The sequence below is a fragment of the Nocardioides salsibiostraticola genome, from assembly GCF_054783655.1.
In genome coordinates this window covers 483,694-501,465 of sequence record NZ_BAAGQD010000001.1, presented here as the reverse complement: position 1 = coordinate 501,465, position 17,772 = coordinate 483,694, and the positions used below count along the sequence as shown (strand labels likewise).

The window sequence follows — 17,772 nt, the reverse complement described above, 5'->3', positions numbered from 1 at the left end:
GTGATGGCGACGTCGCGGTGGCCGAGGAGTCGTCGGAGTTGGGCCAGGGTGTGGGGTCCGAGTTCTTCGACGCGGGCGATGCCGTGGTCGCCGCCTTCGAGGGCGGCTTGGTGGAGGTGGACGTAGACGATCGCGGGCTTCCGTTTCCGGCCCGGGGCGCGGCCTCCGGAGGTATCCGGTTCCTCTTCCGGTGGGGTGGGGTTGAGGAGTTGGAGGACGTCTTCGGGGCGGGCGAGCCAGGTGAGGGCCTCAGCGCGGAGTTCGTCGCGGCTGCAGCCCTCGTATTCGATGCGGGGGGCGAGGGCGTCGGCGACGTCGTTGATGATGGTGATGAGGTCGTCGGTGTCGCCGGTGGGGTTGCGGGCGATGAGGGATTGCATGCCGTAGCAGTTGGGTCGGGTGAGGCCGACGAACCGTTTTTTGAGTTGTTCTTCGATGCGGGCGGCGTGGGCTGCTTGGTCGGCTTCGATGATTTTCGCTTCGCAGACTTCGAAGACGCGGGCGGGGGAGTGTCCGATGAGGGCTTCGGCGACGGCGTGGTCGACGAGGCTGACGAGGTCTTGGTCGAGGTGGCGGGTCATCTTGGCGATCTTGCGGCCGACCCAGACTTCGGCGCGGAGGTCCTTCAATACGGAGAAGACGTGGGGGAGTCGGTGGCGCAGGTCCAGGGCGTCGGCGGTGATGGATCTGGCGGCGTGGGTGTGGCAGCTGCGGGCGATGCCGAGTTCACTCATGGCGAGGTCGGAGACGCCGGGGGCGCCGTCGCCGGCGCATTCGATCAGGCGTGCTTGGCCGCGTTGGCGGGGGCGGTGGAAGTCGGGTTCACCTGCGGAGTGGAGGTCGGCCCAGTGCAGGACGAGGTGGAGGTCGTCGACCTCGCACTGTCGGCGGGTGGTGACATTCTGCTCCAACGCGGCCAGGGTGGCGCAGGCGTCGCGCTCACTGGGTGGGACGTTGTTGGGTTGCAGCATGGTTCTATGGTATGCGAACTGGTGTTCGACCGTCAAGAGTCTTTTCACCGACTTCGCGCCGCACCGCGGACGATGATCGGGGGCGGCCGCTCTCGCCTCTACTGTCTCTTCCATGACCGACGGCCTGGCCCTCTGATGATGACCGAACGTCGGGTGGTGACCGTCCTGGCTCTCGCGACCATGGTCGTGGTCGGGTTCTTGTTGTTCTCCGGCGGCGAGGACACTGCGCCGGTCGACCAGTCTTCGCCCCGCGCTGACACCACGCCTGCGGCACCGCCTGCCTCGCCGACAGTCGAACCCACAGCGACGCTCACGCCGACCCCGACGCTCAGCCCGACCCCGACCCCGACCCCGGCGCCCACCCCCACGACAGCCGCCGAGCCTGCGGTGGCGCCCGTCGGTGCGGGTCGGTGTCCGAAGGGTGCGCGGGTGAAGGGCGAGACCGCCGACAGCGGGGATCGGATCTACTACCGTCCGGGGTTTGCGGAGTACGGAGACACCAGGGCACAGGAGTGCTTCGCCTCCGCAGCGGACGCGGAGGCGGCCGGTTACAGCCCCTCCGACTCGCAGTGAGGCGCTGAGCCACCGCACCGTCGGCGCCGGCCACTAGGGTCCCGGCCATGCCCGCCCGTTGCGTACCCGAAGAGCCCACCTTCGCCACGTCCTCAGAACGCGAGGTGTGGGAGCGACTCCGCGACTCTCTGCCGTCTGACTGCGTGTTGATGGCCAACCTCCGGCTCACCGACCAGACCAAGGACCACGAGGCCGACCTGGTCGTCCTGATCCCCGAGGCGGGGATCCTGATTCTCGAGGTGAAGGGCGGGGCGGTCTGGCACAACGAGTCGGGGTGGTGGATCCGGCGGGCCGAGGACCAGCGGTGCTACCCGGTGGATCAGGCCCGTGACGCCAAGTACGCCCTGCGCACCTACGTCGAGCACGACCCGAGATGGGGCGGGCGTGGTCACGTCGCCTGGTCCCACGGCGTCGTCCTGCCGCACTCCGTGCTGGGCAACGACTTCTCGGTCCCTGACCTTCCACGTTGGGCCCTCCACGATCGGCACGACCAGGAGAACCTCGCCGAGCGCGTCCGGGACAACGGGTGGGGGTTGGCTCACGACCATCCCACCCCCAACCACGCCGACATCGACCTCATCGTCGAGATTCTGGGTGGACGGCACCACACGTCCTACGACATCAACGCCGACGCCGAGGAGCGCGCCTCGTCGGCGGATCGGCTCACCCAGGAGCAGATGTTCATCCTCCAGGTGACCCGGTTGTTGCGCCGGGTGGAGGTGCGCGGTGGGGCCGGCAGCGGCAAGACCGTGCTGGCTCTGCAGAAGGCGAAGGACCTCACCTGTGGGCGGGGGGAGGGGCAGCGCTCGGAGCGGGTGGCGTTGCTGTGCTATTCGATCGGACTGGCGGAATTCCTCAAACGGGAGACCTCCAGCTGGCCCCGCAAGCAACGCCCCGCCTTCGTCGGCACCTACGAGGAGCTCGGCCGACAGTGGGGGATCGAGATGGGGACCCGTGATGACAGCGACTTCTGGGAGCGCCAGCTGCCGCGACTGATGGCGGAGAAGGCGCAGGAGCTGACGCCGGGTCATCGCTTCGACTCGGTGGTGGTCGATGAGGCGCAGGACTTCGCCGACTCCTGGTGGGAGTCGGTGCTCGGGGCCTTGCGCGATGAGGAGGAGGGCGGTGTGTTCGTCTTCTCTGACGAGAACCAGCGGCTCTTCGCGCGATTCGGGCGACCTCCGGTCGAGCTTTTACCGCTGGTGCTGGACCACAACCTGCGCAACACCAAGCAGATCTATGACTGCTTCGGGCCGCTGGCTCCCACCCGGATGCAGCCCCGCGGGGGCGAAGGAGCCGATGTCGGCTTCGTGGCGGCATCCAGCGATGAGGCCCTCGATGTCGCGGACGACCAGGTCGAACAGCTCCTCGACCAGGGTTGGGACCCCGCGAAGATCTGCCTGCTCACCACCGGTCACCGGCACCCCGAGCAGAAGGCCCAGGTCGACCGGCACGGACCGGTGGGGTACTGGCGTTCCTTCTGGGAGGGCGACGACGTCTTCTACGGCCACGTTCTGGGGTCCAAGGGCCTCGAACGAGCCGCTGTGGTGTTGTGCGTCAACGAGGCAGGGGTGCGGGACCGGGCCCGGGAGCGTCTCTACGTCGGCATGTCCCGGGCGACCGACGTGCTGATCGTGGTCGGAGATCCCCAGGTCGTACGCCGCGTCGGGGGCGACGTTGTCGCGAACCGCTTGCGCCTGCCCGCGTAGTTGGCTCAGCGAGCGGCCAGGCACTGGGCGACGACCTCGCCCAACTTCATGATGTCTGTCTTCTCGAGGACCGTCGCGTCTAGCCGCTCGGCGTCGAGGCGGGTCTCGGCGGTGACGAAACCACTGAAGAGGATCACCGGAGTCGTGTCGCCCATGGATCTGCGCGACTCGAGCACTTCGAGGCCGGAGCCCGGGGGCATATTGAGGTCCAAGATGAGCGCATCGAAGGTCGAGGTCGCCAGCAGTTCATTGGTCTCTCGGCCGCTGCATGTGGAGCTGACCTGCCAGCCTTCTTCGCGCAGGAGCATGGACACCATGAAGCGGACGTCCTCGTCGTCGTCGGCGATCAGGAGCTGCACGGCTTCACGCCTCGGATCTCAGGTGGAGGACGAACACGGAACCCGTGGTCTGGCTCAAGCCTAGGACCAGGTCCCCACCCTGGGCCCGAGCGGCCTCTCGGGAGACATGGAGACCCAGACCGTTTCCGCCTCCGTTGGCCGACGGGCCGAACGCCGAGAAGAGACGCGGAAGCACGGCGGGATCGACGCCGTGTCCGTCGTCATGCACCTCGATGTCGTAGCCCGCGTCCTGTGGCACCAGCCGCACCTCCACCCGGCTACGGGCAGCGCGCTGGGCGTTGATGATGAGGTTGTGCAGAATCTGCTCGGTCCGCCTCAGGTCGCACATCGTTGATGCGGCCTCGGGTGACGTGACTTCCACCGAGTCGTAGTGATCGGTCACTCGACCGACGAGTTGCACCAGATCGTGCTCGGCCACGTGGGGTAGCAGCGGACTCCCCGCCGAGAGCCGGGACCAGTCGAGGAACTGGCGAACCAGCCGATCGAGTTGGTCGGCCCGCAACCGGGCGCGGTACCCGATCTTCTCGCGCATCGGACCGGGGAGCTTGTCGGAGGAGAGCATCTCCAGCGACGAGGTGACAACCGATAGTGGCGTCTGCATGTCGTGGCTGACTCCGGCCAGCATGGTGTTGCGTGCCAGTGCCGCGGCCTGTGCTTGGCGAAGTGTCGAGAGTTCGAGGTTGGCGCGGGCCCGCGCGAGTAGTTCCGTCCGCGTGAAGGGCTTGACCACGTAGTCGTCGGCTCCGGCCTCGAGAGCCTCCGTTGCGGCCTCTGCGCCGGCTCGGGCCGACAGCAGCAGCACCGGTGTCGAGGCCAGGTCCTCGGAGGCCCGGATTGCCTTCAGCAGGCCCAGACCGTCCAGTCGGGGCATCATCACGTCGGTGATCACGAGGTCGACCGTCTCGCGACCCATGGTCTCCAACGCATCCTGCCCGTCGACGCACGTGATGACGCGTCCCATCGGGCTCAACACGCCGACCAGCCTGGCTCGCATGCCGACGTTGTCGTCCACGACCAGGATGCAGGGACCAGACCCCTCCGGATCGGAAGCGGGCGCCAGATCCGCGGGATCGGTCTCGGGCACGATCTCGCGGGCCAGGGCGTTTGCGACCGAGACGGAGCGGACGTGTGCCTCGGATGGAGAGGTGATCGGGGACGGGGCGATCTCGCTCTCACGGACCGGCAGCCGCACCTCGAAGGTGGTGCCCTCGCCCGGGCTCGACGACACCGACACCTCTCCGCCGAGTGAACCGACCGCGTCCTGGACCAGGGCCAACCCCAGACCTGTGCCCTCGATACTGCGGGCCTCGCGCCCCTGAACCCGGTGGAAGCGGTCGAAGACTTTGGGGAGATCCTCGGCGGGAATGCCGATCCCGGTGTCGACCACCCGGATCACCGTCGTCCGGTCCACACGAGCGACCGTCACCTGGACCGATCCGACCATCGTGTACTTCACCGCATTGGCGGTGAGGTTGAGCAGGATCGTCTCCCACAGCCGAGGATCGGTCTCGACGGAGCCGAGCTCCGGGTCGAGGTGCACCTCCAGCGTCAGGCCACTGCGGACCGCGGCCGCCTCGAAGGGCCTGAGTAGATCCTTACTCAGCTCCGCGACATCGACATGTTCGCGGTCGACCGCGCGGGTGCCGGCTTCCATCCGGGCCACATCGAGCAGGCCGTTCACCATGCGGAGCAACCGGTGGGCGCTCTGATGCATGGAGTCCAACTCGTCGGGTGCCACCACCCCGCGCTGCTCGTTGATGGCGTCTTCGAGGGGACCCAGGATGAGGGTTAGCGGCGTACGGAACTCGTGGCTGACATTCGACAGGAAGGCGGTTTTCGCGGCGTCGATCTCGGCCAGCGCCTTGAGCCGGGCCCGTTCTTTGGCGCGAGCGTCGGACAGGACCAGTGCCTGACGAACCTGCTCTCCGACGAGGTCGAGGAACCGCCGATGGCCTTCGTCCAGCGGCCGCAGCGGATGCGGGCCGAGCAACAGCAGGGCTGCGGTGTCGTCCCCGGTCATCAGGCGGATGGGAACCCGTGGGGTCGCGCCCTCCTCGACCACGGGGTCATCCGGATCCAACGTCGTGGGCCAGTCCGAGGGGATCTCGCCGAAGTCAGCGACCGACACCAGCGCCGAGTCCTCCAGCACGAACAGCGAACCATGGGTCAGATCCGCGGTCGCCTCGCCCAACTCGGCCATCGTCAACGTCACCGCCTGCTCGACGTCGTTCACGGAGGCGGCGTGGGCGGACAGGGCGTTGAGAAGGGAGAGCCGGCGTGCCGCCACCACCTTCCCGGTCGTCATAGCCAGCACGGCCAGTACGCCGCCCGATCCCTCCTCGCTCGGCACATGGGAGTAGGAGAAGGTGAAGAAGTTCTCCTCGGGCCCCGAGCCGCGCTCGATCACCAGGCCCAGATCCTCGTGGAACGTCGCGCCCTCGCCGTTGAGGACCGAGCGTTGCATGGGCCCGATCTCGTCCCAGATCTCGGCGAACTCGATCGCCAGCGTGCTCCCGAGGGCATCGGGATGCTTGGTGCCCAACACGGGGATGTAGGCATCGTTGTAAAGCATCACGAACTCCTCGCCCCACGACAGGATCATCGGGAAGCGGCTGCGCAGGAGGATGGCCACCGTGGTGCGCAGACTCTGCGGCCACTGATCGATCGGACCCAGCGGCGTGCCGGACCAATCCAGGGATGAGAGCCGTTCGCTCATCTCCCCCGGACAGTCGAACATGGGGTCCCGAGAGGGTCCATCAACAGCCATCGCTCGATCCAATCAGCGATCGGCGATCGCGATCGCGAAATAGGCGCAGGTCTAGCCCGGAATCATCAGTTCCATACGGCTTTTAATCGGACGCCCTTGTTGGCGTCGGGCACTGGTCTGCCGCACGTGATGGCGTCGAGACGGCGGGTCGACGAACTTGAGCCGCACGACCAGCGCACGGTGATCGGACCGCAGGCCCTCCACCACCCGTTGGCGCCCGAAGCGGATCTGGCCGCGGCGCCGGTCGGCGAGGAATACGTAGTCGATGAACCGGTCGGTGCCCACATGGGTGGGCTTCAGCCCCCGGGTCCCCAGGGCTTGGTACGACGACGTCGCCACCCCACGGAACTGACGGCGCATGAACCCCGTCGGTCGCTTCTGACGATCCCCGATATAGCTGAAGTTGAAGTCGCCCGTGCCCGCGACGAAGTACCCCGGAGAGTTCAGGAACATCCGGCGGAGCCCGGTGATGTAGCGGCGAGCGTGGCGAGCGTTGATGTTCGGCCGAGGGCGTCCGGGCCGGTTCAGCCTCTCGGCGTAGGGAGCCAGATGGGCGTTGATGATCGTGAACGTGCGGAAGGGGGTGCGTTTCATCTGCAGCACCACCCGGGTCGCCGCCTTCGCCCCGTAGGGCTGCGAGGTGTGTCTAGCGCTGGCGCCGGGATGCATGAAGACCGAGTCGGAGGAGATGAGCCGGAATCGGTCGGTGCGCCACGAGATGGGTTGCCCGCCGGCTCCGCGGCCCGGGAAGTACGCGGTATCCCACTTCCGACCGGAGAGCCGACGCAGCATCCGGGGCCAGTGGCGGGCGTCGGCCTCCTGCCAGCCGATGACGGAGATCTGCTTGTCACCCAGCAGTCGCCGGACGTCCTTGCGGGCCTGGTTCGGCTCCAGGGTGCGCAACACGTTGAAGGTGGCGATGCCGACCTTCGGTGGTTCCCGGTGGCCGGAGGAGCCGGGATATGACGCGGTGGCCGGAGTGGCTGGGAGAAGGAGCCCGAGCACAAGCAGCACGGGAACGAGCACCCGGGCGAGGGGTGGGGGGAACGTCAACGGGTGGTCCTCGAGAGCTGATCGTGTGACGGGGGAGCAGGTAGAACAGTACCTACGCTCTGTCAGCATGACGGCCATGACCGACTGCGTGTTCTGCTCCATCATCGCCGGCGAGACCGAGACTGAGTTGGTCCTCGACGAGCCGCAGGTGCTGGCCTTCCTCGACCAGCGCCCGGTGTTCAAGGGGCACGTGTTGCTGGTGCCCCGCGAACACCACGTGACCCTGCCCGACCTCCCAGCCGATGAGCGCGACGGATTTCTCGAAGCCGCCCAGCGACTGGCCGCGGCCGTGGTCGACCTCGGCGCCCAGGGGAGCTTCGTGGCGATCAACAACACCGTGAGCCAGTCGGTCCCGCACCTGCACCTGCACGTGGTGCCCCGGACCAAGGGCGACGGCCTGCGGGGCTTCTTCTGGCCCCGCACGAAGTACGCCGACGGCGAGCGGGCGCAGTACGCCGCCCGGTTGCGGGACGTGGTGCAGGCGCCCGGATAAGCAGGTGCAACCTGTCGGCGGCTCGTCGTACCTTTCTCCGTGTGGTGACGATGACGAAGACTCGGGTCGACGTGGCGGAACCCCAGCGAAGCGTGGACTGGCGCCGGCTGAGGGGTCGGGGCGCCTGCTGGGCCCTGGTGGCCTCGGCCCTGGCCGGAGTGGGCCAGGCGCTGGGAGCGGTGGCGGCCGGGCGGCTGGCCGCCGACCCCACCGGGATGCTGGTGCTGTTCCTGGCCGTGGCGCTGATCGGTGCCGCAGTCCTCGACGTCCTCGGCCGGACCCTGTGGACCGTCGGAGTGGACCGCGCCGAGGGTCGGCTGCGCGCCGACCTGCTCGACTCCGTGCTGCATCAGCCGCTGACCGGGCTCAGCGAACAAGCAGTGGGGGAGATCCTCGACCGGGTCGACGACGACACCCACGAGATCGGCACCCTGCTGCGCCAGAACGCCTGGATGGTCATTCGACTGGTCCTCGCTTCGGGGCCGCTGCTGATCGTCGCCGGTCTGACCTGGTGGCCGGCGTGGTTGCTCTTCCCGGTCGCGGTGGGTGCGGTAGTGGTGGCCATCCGCCCGCTGCTCGGTGTCCTGGCCGAACGGAAGGTGATCGAAGAGATGGCCTGGACCGATCACGCGGCAGCCATGGAGGAGGGTGTGGCCGCGCGGGACGACCTGCGCACGAGCCTGGGCCAGTCCTACCTCGTACGCCGCTGCGCCGAGTTGTCGGCCACGGTGCACGCCCGCTTCGCCGAGGTCGTCTCCCTCGAAGCACGCATCACCCGCCGGACCGGGCTGGTGCTCCACGGGGTCCTGGCCGTCGTGGCGATCGTCGGTGTCCTCCTGGTCAGCGAGGGGCGGCAGTCGGTCGCCTCGCTGGTCACCCTCTTCCTGGTCACCACGACCTTCGTGGGTCAGATCGACCGCGTCGCTCAACACATCCCCGATCTGCAGGCCGGTGTGGGTGCGCTCATCCGCCTTCGTGGGCTGTTCGCCGTCGACCCCGAACCCCTCGGTGGGGAGGACCTCCCTGGGCGAGCGCTCGACCTCGAGCTGCGTGATCTCCGCTTCGCCTACGACGAGGGGACCTTCGCGCTCCAGGACGTCAGCCTGTCGGTGCCCGCGGGGACGACCTGCGCCCTGGTGGGCCGCAGTGGGTCCGGCAAGTCGACCCTCGCCTCCCTGGTCTCCCGTGCGGTCGACCCCGAGGCGGGGACCGTGTTCCTCGGCGGGCGCGACGTCCTGGACCTGGACCTGCATGCACTCCGCTCGGCCGTGGGGGTGGTCACCCAACGCACCGAGATCCTGGCCGGCACCCTCGCCGAGAACATCGCGCTCTTCGCCGACCTGCCCCGACAACGCCTGCAGCACGCGATCGACGAGCTCGGTATCACCGACTGGGTGGCTGGGTTGCCCGACGGGCTCGACACCCTGCTGGGTCCCAGCGGCACCAGCCTGTCGGCGGGGGAGGAGCAACTGGTCGCCTTCGCCCGCCTGCTCGTGCGAGAGGTGCGCGTGGTGGTGCTCGACGAGGCCACCGCGCGGATGGACCCGGTCACCGAGAGTCGCGTGGTCGCCGCCTCCCAGCGGCTGCTGGCCGGGCGGACCGGACTCCTGATCGCGCACCGGCTCACCACGACCGCTCGCGCCGATCAGGTCGCCGTCCTGGAGGCGGGTCGCATCGTGCAGCAGGGCCCCCGCCTGGAGTTGGCCACGACGCCCGGTCCGTTCCTGGATCTGCTGCGCGCCTCCGATCACGTCGATCCCGAGGTGTCCGCCTGGCAGGGGGACTCTGCGGTCGAGACCAGGGTCGGTGCGGTGCGCCGCGTCAGCACCCCACCACCTCCGATCGAGGTGGGCTCCGGTCCCCGGTTGTCGCGGGGGATCTGGCACGCGCTGCGGATCCACCCCGCCTGGGGACTGGGGAGCGTGGCTCTCTTCCTCGGGGTCTCGCTCGCCGGGTCGTACGGCGCCATCACCGGCTGGATGTGGGGACACCTCATCGTCGACCTTCAGCAGGGGGGTCGACCGCTGCTGCTGCTCGCCGGAGTCATCGCCTCGCTCATGGCCGCACCGCTCCTGTTGGCCTGGGCCATCGCGCTCTACCCGCGATGGTGGATCGCGGTGATGCTGCGGGTCCGGGCCAGCGTGTTGCTCGGCCAGACCGCCCAACACCGGCTGCCGCCGACGCCGCCCGGCGAGGTGGTGGCCCGGGCCATGGACGCCGACCGCTACGCCCGCTACGCCGACCGCTGGGTCGATGTCGTGAACGGACTCGCCGTCGTGGTCATCACCACGTTGATCAGCGGCAGTGCCATCGCTGGGTTGCTCCTCTTCTCGGTCATGGCCGTCACGGCCCTGGCCTCGGCCTTCGGCTCACCGGTGGCGGGTCGCTCCGCGGCCGCCGCCTCCACAGCCCGCGCAACCTTCGGACGGTCCCTGGTCTCCGCCCTGGACTCGGTGCGCACGGTGAAGTTGGCGGCCGCGACCGATGACGTGCACGCCCACCTACGCCGGGTCGACGACGGCCGCGTCGACGCCGCGGTCCGCGAACACCGGGTGCAGGCCCTGCTCGACGGGGTCCCGGTCGTCCTGGTGCAGACCGCGGTGGTGCTGGCCTGGACGGTCTACCTCGTCGACGGGTGGGGGCTGGCCACCGCCCTGCTGGTCTCTGGAGCGGTGGCCGGGTTCGACTGGTTCGGCCGGGTGGCCGGGTCGGTCATCACTGAGGCCCCCGGCACCCGGGCCTGGGCGCAGGCGACCAGCCAGTTCGCAGGGGGAGCGGACCTGATGGAGTTGCCCGAGGGGCTCGACCTCGTCACCGGGCAGGCGCCCCCCTCGATCGTTCCCGCCCACGATCCGCTGCGGGCGGTGGAGTTGACGGGCTTCAGCGCCGTGCACGACGACGGGACCATCGGGGTCAGCAACATCGACCTCGTCGTCCATCGGGGCGAGCTGGTGCTGCTGCTGGGTCAGATCGGATCGGGCAAGTCCAGCCTGCTCCGGGCTCTGTCGGGACTGGTGACCTACACCGGCCACCTGCGCTGGAACGCCCACGAGGTCGAGGACCCGCAGAGCTTCCTGCGTCCCGGACGGGTCGCCTACGTCGCCCAGGTCCCCCGGGTGCTCTCCGGACGATTCGTGGACAACATCCGGCTCGACCACGACCGGGACGTCGAGCAGGCTGTGGCCCATGCCCGACTGGGCCGCGACGTCGCCGACGCCGGTGGGGTCGACTCCCTGGTGGGTCACCGCGGCGTACGACTCTCGGGTGGTCAGGTCCAGCGACTGGCCCTGGCTCGTGCGCTGGCCGCGAACGCCGAACTCCTGGTGGCCGACGACGTCTCCTCCGCGCTCGACGCGACCACCGAGGTCGAGCTGTGGGAGTCCCTGCGGGCCCGCGGCTCGACGGTCATCGGGTCCACCACGAAGCGTTCTGCGTTGGCCCGGGCCGACCGGGTGGTGGTCCTGATCGAAGGCAGGGTCGCGGCCACCGGGCCCTGGGCCGAGCTCGAGTCCGAGTGGGCTCATCTGGCCGGATGACCCCTCGATAGGCTCTCCCTCGGACCATCGAGACAGCAACACAGACAGACACACGAGCAGACACACGACAGGGAGACACCATGGGTCGGTACGACGGACGGGTTGCGGTCATCACCGGAGCCGCACAGGGCATCGGTTTCGGAACGGCGACGAGGTTCGCCGAGGAGGGCGCCTCCGTCGCCATCCTCGACCTCGACGAGGCCAAGGCCGCCGAGGCCGCAGCGAAGCTTCCGGTCGCCGGTGACGGTGCGAAGCACGTCGGCATCGCCTGCGACGTGTCCGACTCCGAAGCCGCCAACGCCGCCGTCGAGCGCGTCGTCAGCGAGCTCGGTGGGATCCACGTGCTGATCAACAACGCGGGCATCACCCGCGACAACCTGTTGTTCAAGATGACCGTGGAGGACTGGGACCTGGTCATGAACGTGCACCTGCGGGGCGCCTTCAACATGACCAAGGCCGCTCAGAAGCACTTCGTGGACCAGAAGTACGGCAAGATCCTGAACCTCTCCAGCGTCTCCTCGCTGGGCAACCGCGGCCAGGCCAACTACTCCGCGGCCAAGATGGGCGTGCAGGGCCTGACCCGCACCCTGGGCATCGAGCTCGGCCCGTTCGGGATCAACGCCAACGCCATCGCGCCCGGCTTCATCGCCACCGAGATGACCGACGCGACGGCCGCGCGCCTGAAGATGGACGTGGACGAGTTCCGGGCTCTCAACGCCGAGGCCAACCCCGTCAAGCGGGTGGGCTTTCCCGAGGACATCGCAGCCGCGGCTGCGTTCCTGTGCAGCGACGAGGCGTCCTACATCACCGGACAGACGCTGTACGTCGACGGTGGCGCCAAGCTCGGCTGATCACCTGACCGACCCAGCATCACCACGGGCCGACACGCGGAACCGTCCGAACTGACGGCTCCGCGTGTCGGCTCGCGTCACACTGGAGACTCCCGCCCGTCCGATCGGAGCCCACCCGGTGTCGCAGTCACGCAGGTTCCCGGTCGTCCTGGTGGCGTGCGCCACGCTGTTGAGCGGTCTGGCCGCCTGCGGGACGGGCGATGACGCAGCGGTCTCAGCGAGACCGACCACCGACGCCACCCGCCCCGACGGCACCCCGGCCGATGCCCTGGCCTGGCCCCTGACCGGGCTCCCGGTCCGCAACGGACGCTCCTCCGCGCTGCGGCATCCGGTGGTGGTCACCAAGATCGACAACACCGAGGGCAGTGCTCCCCAGGCCGGACTGCGTGCGGCCGACCTGGTCGTGGAGGAACTCGTCGAGGGTGGGGTGACCCGACTGGCGGTCTTTTACTACTCCCAGATCCCCGACGAGGTCGGTCCGGTGCGATCGATGCGCGCCAGCGACATCGGCATCGTCGCCCCGGCAGCGGCCGACGTGGTCACCAGCGGAGCCGCTGCCATCACCAAGACGCGCATCACCGACGCCGGGATCGACTTTCTGACCGAGGGATCCACCGGGTTCTTCCGAGACCCGGCCCGGCGAGCGCCGTACAACCTCATGGCGAGGCTCGACGAGGTCGTCGCCGAGCGTCTGGCAAAGCGTGAACGACCTGACGACTACCTCCCGTGGGGCCCCAGGAAGGCGAAGCTCCCAGCGGGGAAGCCCGCATCCTCGATCGCGGTGACCTTCTCCGGTGCCCGCACGAGTCGGTGGTCCTACGCAGACGGTGGCTACGTCAACACCAACTCCTTCGCCGCCGAGGGTGACGCCTTCCGCGCCGACAGTGTCCTGGTCCTTCGGGTCGAGGTCGGCGACGCCGGCTACCTGGACCCGGCCGGGAACAAGGTGCCCGAGACGAGGTTCGTGGGTCGCGGCGAGGCGACCCTGTTCCACGACGGCAAGGCGGTGGAGGCGACCTGGCGCAAGGACGGGCTCGACTCCACGATCTGGTTGGGCACCGATGCGGCCGACCTGGCGATCCCGGCCGGGCGAGTCTGGATCGAGTTGATCCCCCAGGAACTTGGCTCGGTCACCTACGAGTGAGCCTCCGGGCCCGGCGAGAACTCAGCTCTCGTCGTCGTCGAGCGAGGGTGACCCGAGGTGGGGGCCGGCCCTGTCCATGACGGTGAGCAACGCAGGGAGTTCGGCTCCACTCTCGACCAGCGACTGGACGCCGGAGATGAGGAAACCGATCGCGGTCTCGACCCGCTGAGCGGCCATCTCCGGATCCTCGGCGGTGGCCACCACCTCACCGGCTGAGGAGAGGGTGCCGAAGAAGATCCGGGCGAAGGTGTGGAGCATCTCCTCCTCCAACTCCCAGGTACCGGCGGACAGGATGCTTCGTACGATCTCGACGACCAGGGCGTAGGTCGAGCGCTCCTCCTGCTCACGGAAGCGTTCGTACCCCAGGACGGCCGGACCCTCCTGGATGACGATCCGCCGGTAACGAGGCTGTTGGACGATCGCGAGGAACGCCCCCAGCCCGGCCTGGGCCTTGAGCCAGGGGTCCTTCTTGTTCTTGATGGACTTCTGGATCGTCTTGGCCGCCTGGGCCTCGATGCGTTCGAAGACCGACTCGAAGAGCGCCTGTTTTCCGGAGAAGTGGTGATAGAGCGCGCCCTTGGTGACCTGGGCGCCCGCGACGATGTTGTCCAAGGACGTGTTGGCGTAGCCGTTGTCGGTGAACAGAACCTCGGCGACCTCGACGAGGGCCCGCTTGGTGGAGGCGGAGTACGCCGCACGCCGACTGGCGCCGGGGACGGAGGGGACCTTCGGCACTTTGGGCACGAGTTTGCTGACCGAAGACTTCGCCATGGCCCCGATCTTAAGCGGCCCCCACGTGGCCTGCGACACACCGTGTCCCAGGTGGTCAGGATCACCAGGTCGATAGTTGAATATCCGATGGTCGGTTCCATACCCTTAGTACGTACTCAAGGTATGTAACCAACTTCGGTTACGTCGTGCGAGTTCGACCAAGCAAGGAGCTGACCATGACCTGGAAGTCCTTCCACAACCGCGGCGAGATTCTGCGCACGGTGATCACCACCTCCAACGTGCGCCGGGACGGGATCCTTCCCATGGACGTCGAGGGGGTTGCCGAGACCTTCGGCGACGAAATGTCGTTGCTCGCGGCCCTGCAACTGAAGTGGCACACCCGTCTGTCGGGGAACATCGAGCGTGAGTTGATGGACCAGCCGTTGGATCTGGGTGCCGCCGTCACCCAAGCCTGGGGCGAGGCCGTGGACGAGATGCCCGGGGTGCGCATCCTGCTGGACCGGTACCGCGCAGAGCCGCTGGACGAGGCCATGGGCGCCGCCATGACCAAGGCCACCGCCAAGGAGCACATCCTGCTCGCGGTGATGGCAGGCCGGGCCAGCGCCCACGACGCCACCGCCGTACCCGTCGGCGCTCGGATCGAGGCCGCAGCCCGCGCACGGCACCGTTCTGCCCCCGTCGAGTCGCCCGTCGAGTCGCCCGTCGAGTCGCCCGTCGAGCTGCCCGTCAGCCAGCCCTCCCTGATCGAGCGGCTCCGGGCGGTGCTCGCGGCCTGATCCGTCATGATGGGGAGCATGGACGAGAGCGAGCGGTCAACGGCAGCGATCGCCCCCGGGTCGCTGCTGTTGGCCACCCCTGAGTTGCTCGACCCCAACTTCAGTGCAGCGGTCGTCCTCCTACTGGACGTCAACGACGAGGGAGCCCTCGGCGTCGTGGTCAACCGCCCCACCGTGGTGCCGGTGGCCGACGTGCTGGGGGACTGGGCCGAGATCGTCGCGGAGCCCGAGGTGCTCTTCCAAGGCGGGCCGGTCGAGACCGACGGCGCCCTGGCCGTGGCCCTGCTGGACCCGGAGATGGCGGCGAGCCTGGACGGCACCGGCTTCCGTCAGGTCATCGGCGGGCTCGGACTGCTCGACCTCGAGACCCCGGTGGCGCAGATCGCCGAAGCCGTCCAGGGTCTGCGGATCTTCGCCGGGTACGCCGGCTGGGGAGAGGGGCAGTTGCAGGACGAGATCGCCCAGGGGCACTGGTACGTCGCCCCGGCGGCCGCGACCGACGTCTTCCTCGAGGACGTGCGTGATCTGTGGCGTGAGGTCCTGCGCCGTCAACCCGGGGAGTTGGCCGAGCATTCGACCCGTCCGATGGATCCCGACCTGAATTAGCGTCGCATCACGGTGGCCGGAGGAGCGCTGGTTCGCGTCAGCGGCGTTTTTCCGTAAACTCGTCCTCGTGACTCAGATCGGTTTTGCTCCCACCTCCACCGAGACCGGTGTCATCGAGAAGGAACGCACCGTTCCCACCGATGAGGGCGATCACGAGCGGTTCTCGCACTACGTCGACAAGGACAAGCTCACCGAGGCGATGGTGATGGGCACCCCCGTGGTGGCGCTGTGCGGCAAGGTCTGGGTGCCGAGCCGCTCGCCGGAGAAGTTCCCGGTCTGTCCGGACTGCAAGGCCGCCTGGGAAGAGATCAACGACAACTCCGCTGGCGACGGCGAGTGAGCGGCGGCACCGACCCCGCCCTTTCCGCCCCCGCAGCAGAACCCGAGCTCACCCCCGCACTCAGCCCCGCGTGGCCCGAGCGAGCGGCCTGGGGAACCGCGCCCTCCCTGCGCGCTTGGCAGACAGCGGCGATGCGGGACTACTTCGAACGTTCCCCTCGTGACTTCCTCGCGGTCGCGACCCCCGGTGCGGGGAAGACGACCTTCGCGCTGTCCCTGGCCGCCGAACTGCTCGGCCGCCGCGTCGTGGACCGCATCATCGTGGTGGCCCCGACCGAGCACCTGAAACTGCAGTGGGCCGAGGCCGCCGCGCGGGCCGGGATCCCGATCGATCCGACGTACTCCGCGGGCAAGGGCAAGATCTCCAGCGACTTCGTGGGGGTGGCGGTCACCTACGCCGGGGTCGCGGTCAATCCGTTGGCCATGCGGATCCGCACCGAACGCTTCAAGACCCTCGTCATCCTCGACGAGGTGCACCACGCCGGCGATGCGCTGAGCTGGGGCGAGGGGGTGCGCGAGGCCTTCGACCCCGCGACCCGCCGGATCGCCCTGACCGGGACGCCGTTCCGCTCCGATGTGAACCCCATCCCGTTTGTCACCTACGCGCCCGCCTCCGAGATGGGGGCCGGGGTGCGCGTCAGTGTTCCCGACTTCACCTACGGCTACGCCCAGGCGCTGGCCGATCACGTGGTCCGGCCGGTGTTGTTCCTGGCCTACTCCGGTGAGATGACGTGGCGGACCCGCGCCGGTGACGAGATCGCCGCCCGGCTGGGTGAGCCGCTGACCAAGGACCTCACCAACCAGGCGCTGCGCACCGCCCTGGACCCGTCGGGGTCCTGGATCCCCTCGGTTCTCTCCGCTGCGGACAAGCGCCTCTCCGAAGTACGCCGCCACATCCCCGACGCCGGCGGCATGGTGATCGCCACCGACCAGGAGTCGGCGCGTGCCTACGCCAAGGTGCTGCGCTCGATCACCGGTGAGCCGCCGGTCGTGGTGCTCTCGGACGAGAAGGCTGCCTCGAAGAAGATCACCGAGTTCACCACCAGCGACAAACGCTGGATGGTGGCGGTGCGCATGGTCTCCGAAGGTGTCGACGTCCCGCGCCTGGCGGTGGGCGTCTACGCGACGACCACGTCCACCCCGTTGTTCTTCGCCCAGGCCATCGGCCGGTTCGTCCGGGCCCGGAACCGCGGCGAGTCCGCGTCGATCTTCGTGCCTTCCGTGCCGCGACTGCTCGGATTCGCCTCGGAACTCGAGGTCGAACGCGACCACGTCCTGGGCCGCACGATCACCGACGAGGACGACATCTTCGCGGCCGAGAAGGACCTGATGGCCCAGGCTGAGGCCGCCAACGACGGACCCGGGGAGGACGAGGGACTGCCCTTCGAAGCGCTGGGCTCCGAGGCGCGGTTCGACCGGGTCCTCTACGACGGCGGCGAGTTCGGGCACGAGGGCGAGGTCCAGGTGGGCTCGGAGGAGGAGATGGACTTCCTCGGGATCCCCGGACTCCTCGAGCCCGGCCAGATGCGCGAGTTGCTCCAGAACCGGCAGAGCGAACGGGCCCGGACCCAGCGGCGTACACGCGCCGAGGCGTCGACCCATGAGCCCGACACCGTGGCCGAGGTGAGCACCCACGAGCAGCTGGCCGTGCTGCGGCGCGAACTCAACGGGCTCGTCGGGGCCTGGTTCCACCGCACCGGACAGCCCCATGGCATCACCCACTCGGCTCTGCGTAAGGAGTGCGGTGGCCCGGCCGCTGCTGTGGCCAACGCCGACCAGTTGCACGCGCGGATCGCCGCCGTGCGGGCTTGGGCGGCTCGCAAGACCTCATGACCACCCGCTCCTGACCGGCAACAGGCGCCG

At 68.7% G+C, this 17,772-nt stretch carries 15 protein-coding genes; 10 read left to right on the top strand and 5 right to left on the bottom strand.

Annotation, left to right across the window (positions count from 1 at the left end; genetic code table 11):
* Window positions 1-971, bottom strand: a 971-nt coding sequence (locus tag ACYVLV_RS02350) for a hypothetical protein (protein ID WP_460807383.1), incomplete at its 3' end; no start/stop codon positions are given.
* Window positions 972-1,109: 138 nt separating this feature from the next.
* On the opposite strand from ACYVLV_RS02350, the gene ACYVLV_RS02345 reads away from it, so the two are divergent.
* Together ACYVLV_RS02345 and ACYVLV_RS02340 are read left to right on the top strand one after the other, a co-directional pair.
* Window positions 1,110-1,544, top strand: coding sequence for a sunset domain-containing protein (locus ACYVLV_RS02345; protein WP_460807381.1), 435 nt, complete (start codon window positions 1,110-1,112; stop codon window positions 1,542-1,544).
* Between the two features lie 47 nt (window positions 1,545-1,591).
* A complete protein-coding gene (locus ACYVLV_RS02340) occupies window positions 1,592-3,253 on the top strand; it encodes a nuclease-related domain-containing DEAD/DEAH box helicase (protein ID WP_460807380.1) in 1,662 nt (553 codons plus the stop codon).
* A gap of 5 nt (window positions 3,254-3,258) precedes the next feature.
* Here ACYVLV_RS02340 and ACYVLV_RS02335 read toward each other — a convergent pair whose 3' ends face one another.
* The 3 genes from ACYVLV_RS02335 to ACYVLV_RS02325 are packed head-to-tail and all read right to left on the bottom strand — an operon-like array spanning window position 3,259 to window position 7,432.
* The gene (locus ACYVLV_RS02335) at window positions 3,259-3,612 is read right to left on the bottom strand and encodes a response regulator (RefSeq protein WP_460807377.1); all 354 of its coding nucleotides are present in this window, start codon (window positions 3,610-3,612) and stop codon (window positions 3,259-3,261) included.
* Window positions 3,613-3,616: 4 nt separating this feature from the next.
* Complete coding sequence (locus ACYVLV_RS02330; protein ID WP_460807376.1) at window positions 3,617-6,379, bottom strand: ATP-binding protein; 2,763 nt, start codon at window positions 6,377-6,379, stop codon at window positions 3,617-3,619.
* Window positions 6,380-6,430: 51 nt separating this feature from the next.
* Window positions 6,431-7,432: an endonuclease/exonuclease/phosphatase family protein gene (locus tag ACYVLV_RS02325; RefSeq protein WP_460807375.1), complete on the bottom strand. Its 1,002-nt coding sequence runs from the start codon at window positions 7,430-7,432 to the stop codon at window positions 6,431-6,433.
* Between the two features lie 76 nt (window positions 7,433-7,508).
* On the opposite strand from ACYVLV_RS02325, the gene ACYVLV_RS02320 reads away from it, so the two are divergent.
* From ACYVLV_RS02320 to ACYVLV_RS02305, 4 genes are all read left to right on the top strand, one after another.
* On the top strand, window positions 7,509-7,925 hold the full coding sequence (locus ACYVLV_RS02320) for an HIT family protein (protein ID WP_460807396.1): 417 nt from the start codon (window positions 7,509-7,511) through the stop codon (window positions 7,923-7,925).
* Window positions 7,926-7,975: 50 nt separating this feature from the next.
* Entirely contained in the window at window positions 7,976-11,461 is a 3,486-nt protein-coding gene (locus tag ACYVLV_RS02315; RefSeq protein ID WP_460807373.1) for an ATP-binding cassette domain-containing protein, read from the top strand.
* An 80-nt stretch (window positions 11,462-11,541) separates the two neighbouring features.
* The gene (locus ACYVLV_RS02310; RefSeq protein WP_460807372.1) at window positions 11,542-12,312 is read left to right on the top strand and encodes an SDR family NAD(P)-dependent oxidoreductase; all 771 of its coding nucleotides are present in this window, start codon (window positions 11,542-11,544) and stop codon (window positions 12,310-12,312) included.
* A 118-nt stretch (window positions 12,313-12,430) separates the two neighbouring features.
* On the top strand, window positions 12,431-13,456 hold the full coding sequence (locus ACYVLV_RS02305) for a DUF3048 domain-containing protein (RefSeq protein ID WP_460807370.1): 1,026 nt from the start codon (window positions 12,431-12,433) through the stop codon (window positions 13,454-13,456).
* Window positions 13,457-13,477: 21 nt separating this feature from the next.
* On the opposite strand, the gene ACYVLV_RS02300 is transcribed toward ACYVLV_RS02305, so the two are convergent.
* Window positions 13,478-14,227: a TetR/AcrR family transcriptional regulator gene (locus tag ACYVLV_RS02300; protein WP_460807369.1), complete on the bottom strand. Its 750-nt coding sequence runs from the start codon at window positions 14,225-14,227 to the stop codon at window positions 13,478-13,480.
* A gap of 176 nt (window positions 14,228-14,403) precedes the next feature.
* Between ACYVLV_RS02300 and ACYVLV_RS02295 the strand changes: the two genes are divergently transcribed.
* The 4 genes from ACYVLV_RS02295 to ACYVLV_RS02280 all read left to right on the top strand — a co-directional run bounded on the left by ACYVLV_RS02295 (window position 14,404) and on the right by ACYVLV_RS02280 (window position 17,742).
* On the top strand, window positions 14,404-14,964 hold the full coding sequence (locus tag ACYVLV_RS02295; protein ID WP_460807367.1) for a hypothetical protein: 561 nt from the start codon (window positions 14,404-14,406) through the stop codon (window positions 14,962-14,964).
* Between the two features lie 18 nt (window positions 14,965-14,982).
* The gene (locus tag ACYVLV_RS02290; RefSeq protein WP_460807365.1) at window positions 14,983-15,570 is read left to right on the top strand and encodes a YqgE/AlgH family protein; all 588 of its coding nucleotides are present in this window, start codon (window positions 14,983-14,985) and stop codon (window positions 15,568-15,570) included.
* Between the two features lie 67 nt (window positions 15,571-15,637).
* Entirely contained in the window at window positions 15,638-15,910 is a 273-nt protein-coding gene (locus tag ACYVLV_RS02285; protein ID WP_460807364.1) for a DUF3039 domain-containing protein, read from the top strand.
* Window positions 15,907-17,742, top strand: a complete 1,836-nt coding sequence (locus tag ACYVLV_RS02280) for a DEAD/DEAH box helicase (RefSeq protein WP_460807363.1) — start codon at window positions 15,907-15,909, stop codon at window positions 17,740-17,742. Before ACYVLV_RS02285 ends, ACYVLV_RS02280 begins: the two co-directional genes overlap by 4 nt.
* The last annotated feature ends 30 nt before the right edge of the window (window positions 17,743-17,772 follow it).

What these genes read in the sequence shown, in the direction of transcription:
- ACYVLV_RS02345 (WP_460807381.1), top strand. Translation starts at nt 1,110, where the DNA reads ATGACCGAACGTCGGGTGGTGACCGTCCTGGCTCTCGCGACCATGGTC.
- ACYVLV_RS02340 (WP_460807380.1), top strand. Translation starts at nt 1,592, where the DNA reads ATGCCCGCCCGTTGCGTACCCGAAGAGCCCACCTTCGCCACGTCCTCA.
- ACYVLV_RS02330 (WP_460807376.1), bottom strand. Translation starts at nt 6,379, where the DNA reads ATGGCTGTTGATGGACCCTCTCGGGACCCCATGTTCGACTGTCCGGGG.
- ACYVLV_RS02320 (WP_460807396.1), top strand. Translation starts at nt 7,509, where the DNA reads ATGACCGACTGCGTGTTCTGCTCCATCATCGCCGGCGAGACCGAGACT.
- ACYVLV_RS02315 (WP_460807373.1), top strand. Translation starts at nt 7,976, where the DNA reads ATGACGAAGACTCGGGTCGACGTGGCGGAACCCCAGCGAAGCGTGGAC.
- ACYVLV_RS02310 (WP_460807372.1), top strand. Translation starts at nt 11,542, where the DNA reads ATGGGTCGGTACGACGGACGGGTTGCGGTCATCACCGGAGCCGCACAG.
- ACYVLV_RS02300 (WP_460807369.1), bottom strand. Translation starts at nt 14,227, where the DNA reads ATGGCGAAGTCTTCGGTCAGCAAACTCGTGCCCAAAGTGCCGAAGGTC.
- ACYVLV_RS02295 (WP_460807367.1), top strand. Translation starts at nt 14,404, where the DNA reads ATGACCTGGAAGTCCTTCCACAACCGCGGCGAGATTCTGCGCACGGTG.
- ACYVLV_RS02290 (WP_460807365.1), top strand. Translation starts at nt 14,983, where the DNA reads ATGGACGAGAGCGAGCGGTCAACGGCAGCGATCGCCCCCGGGTCGCTG.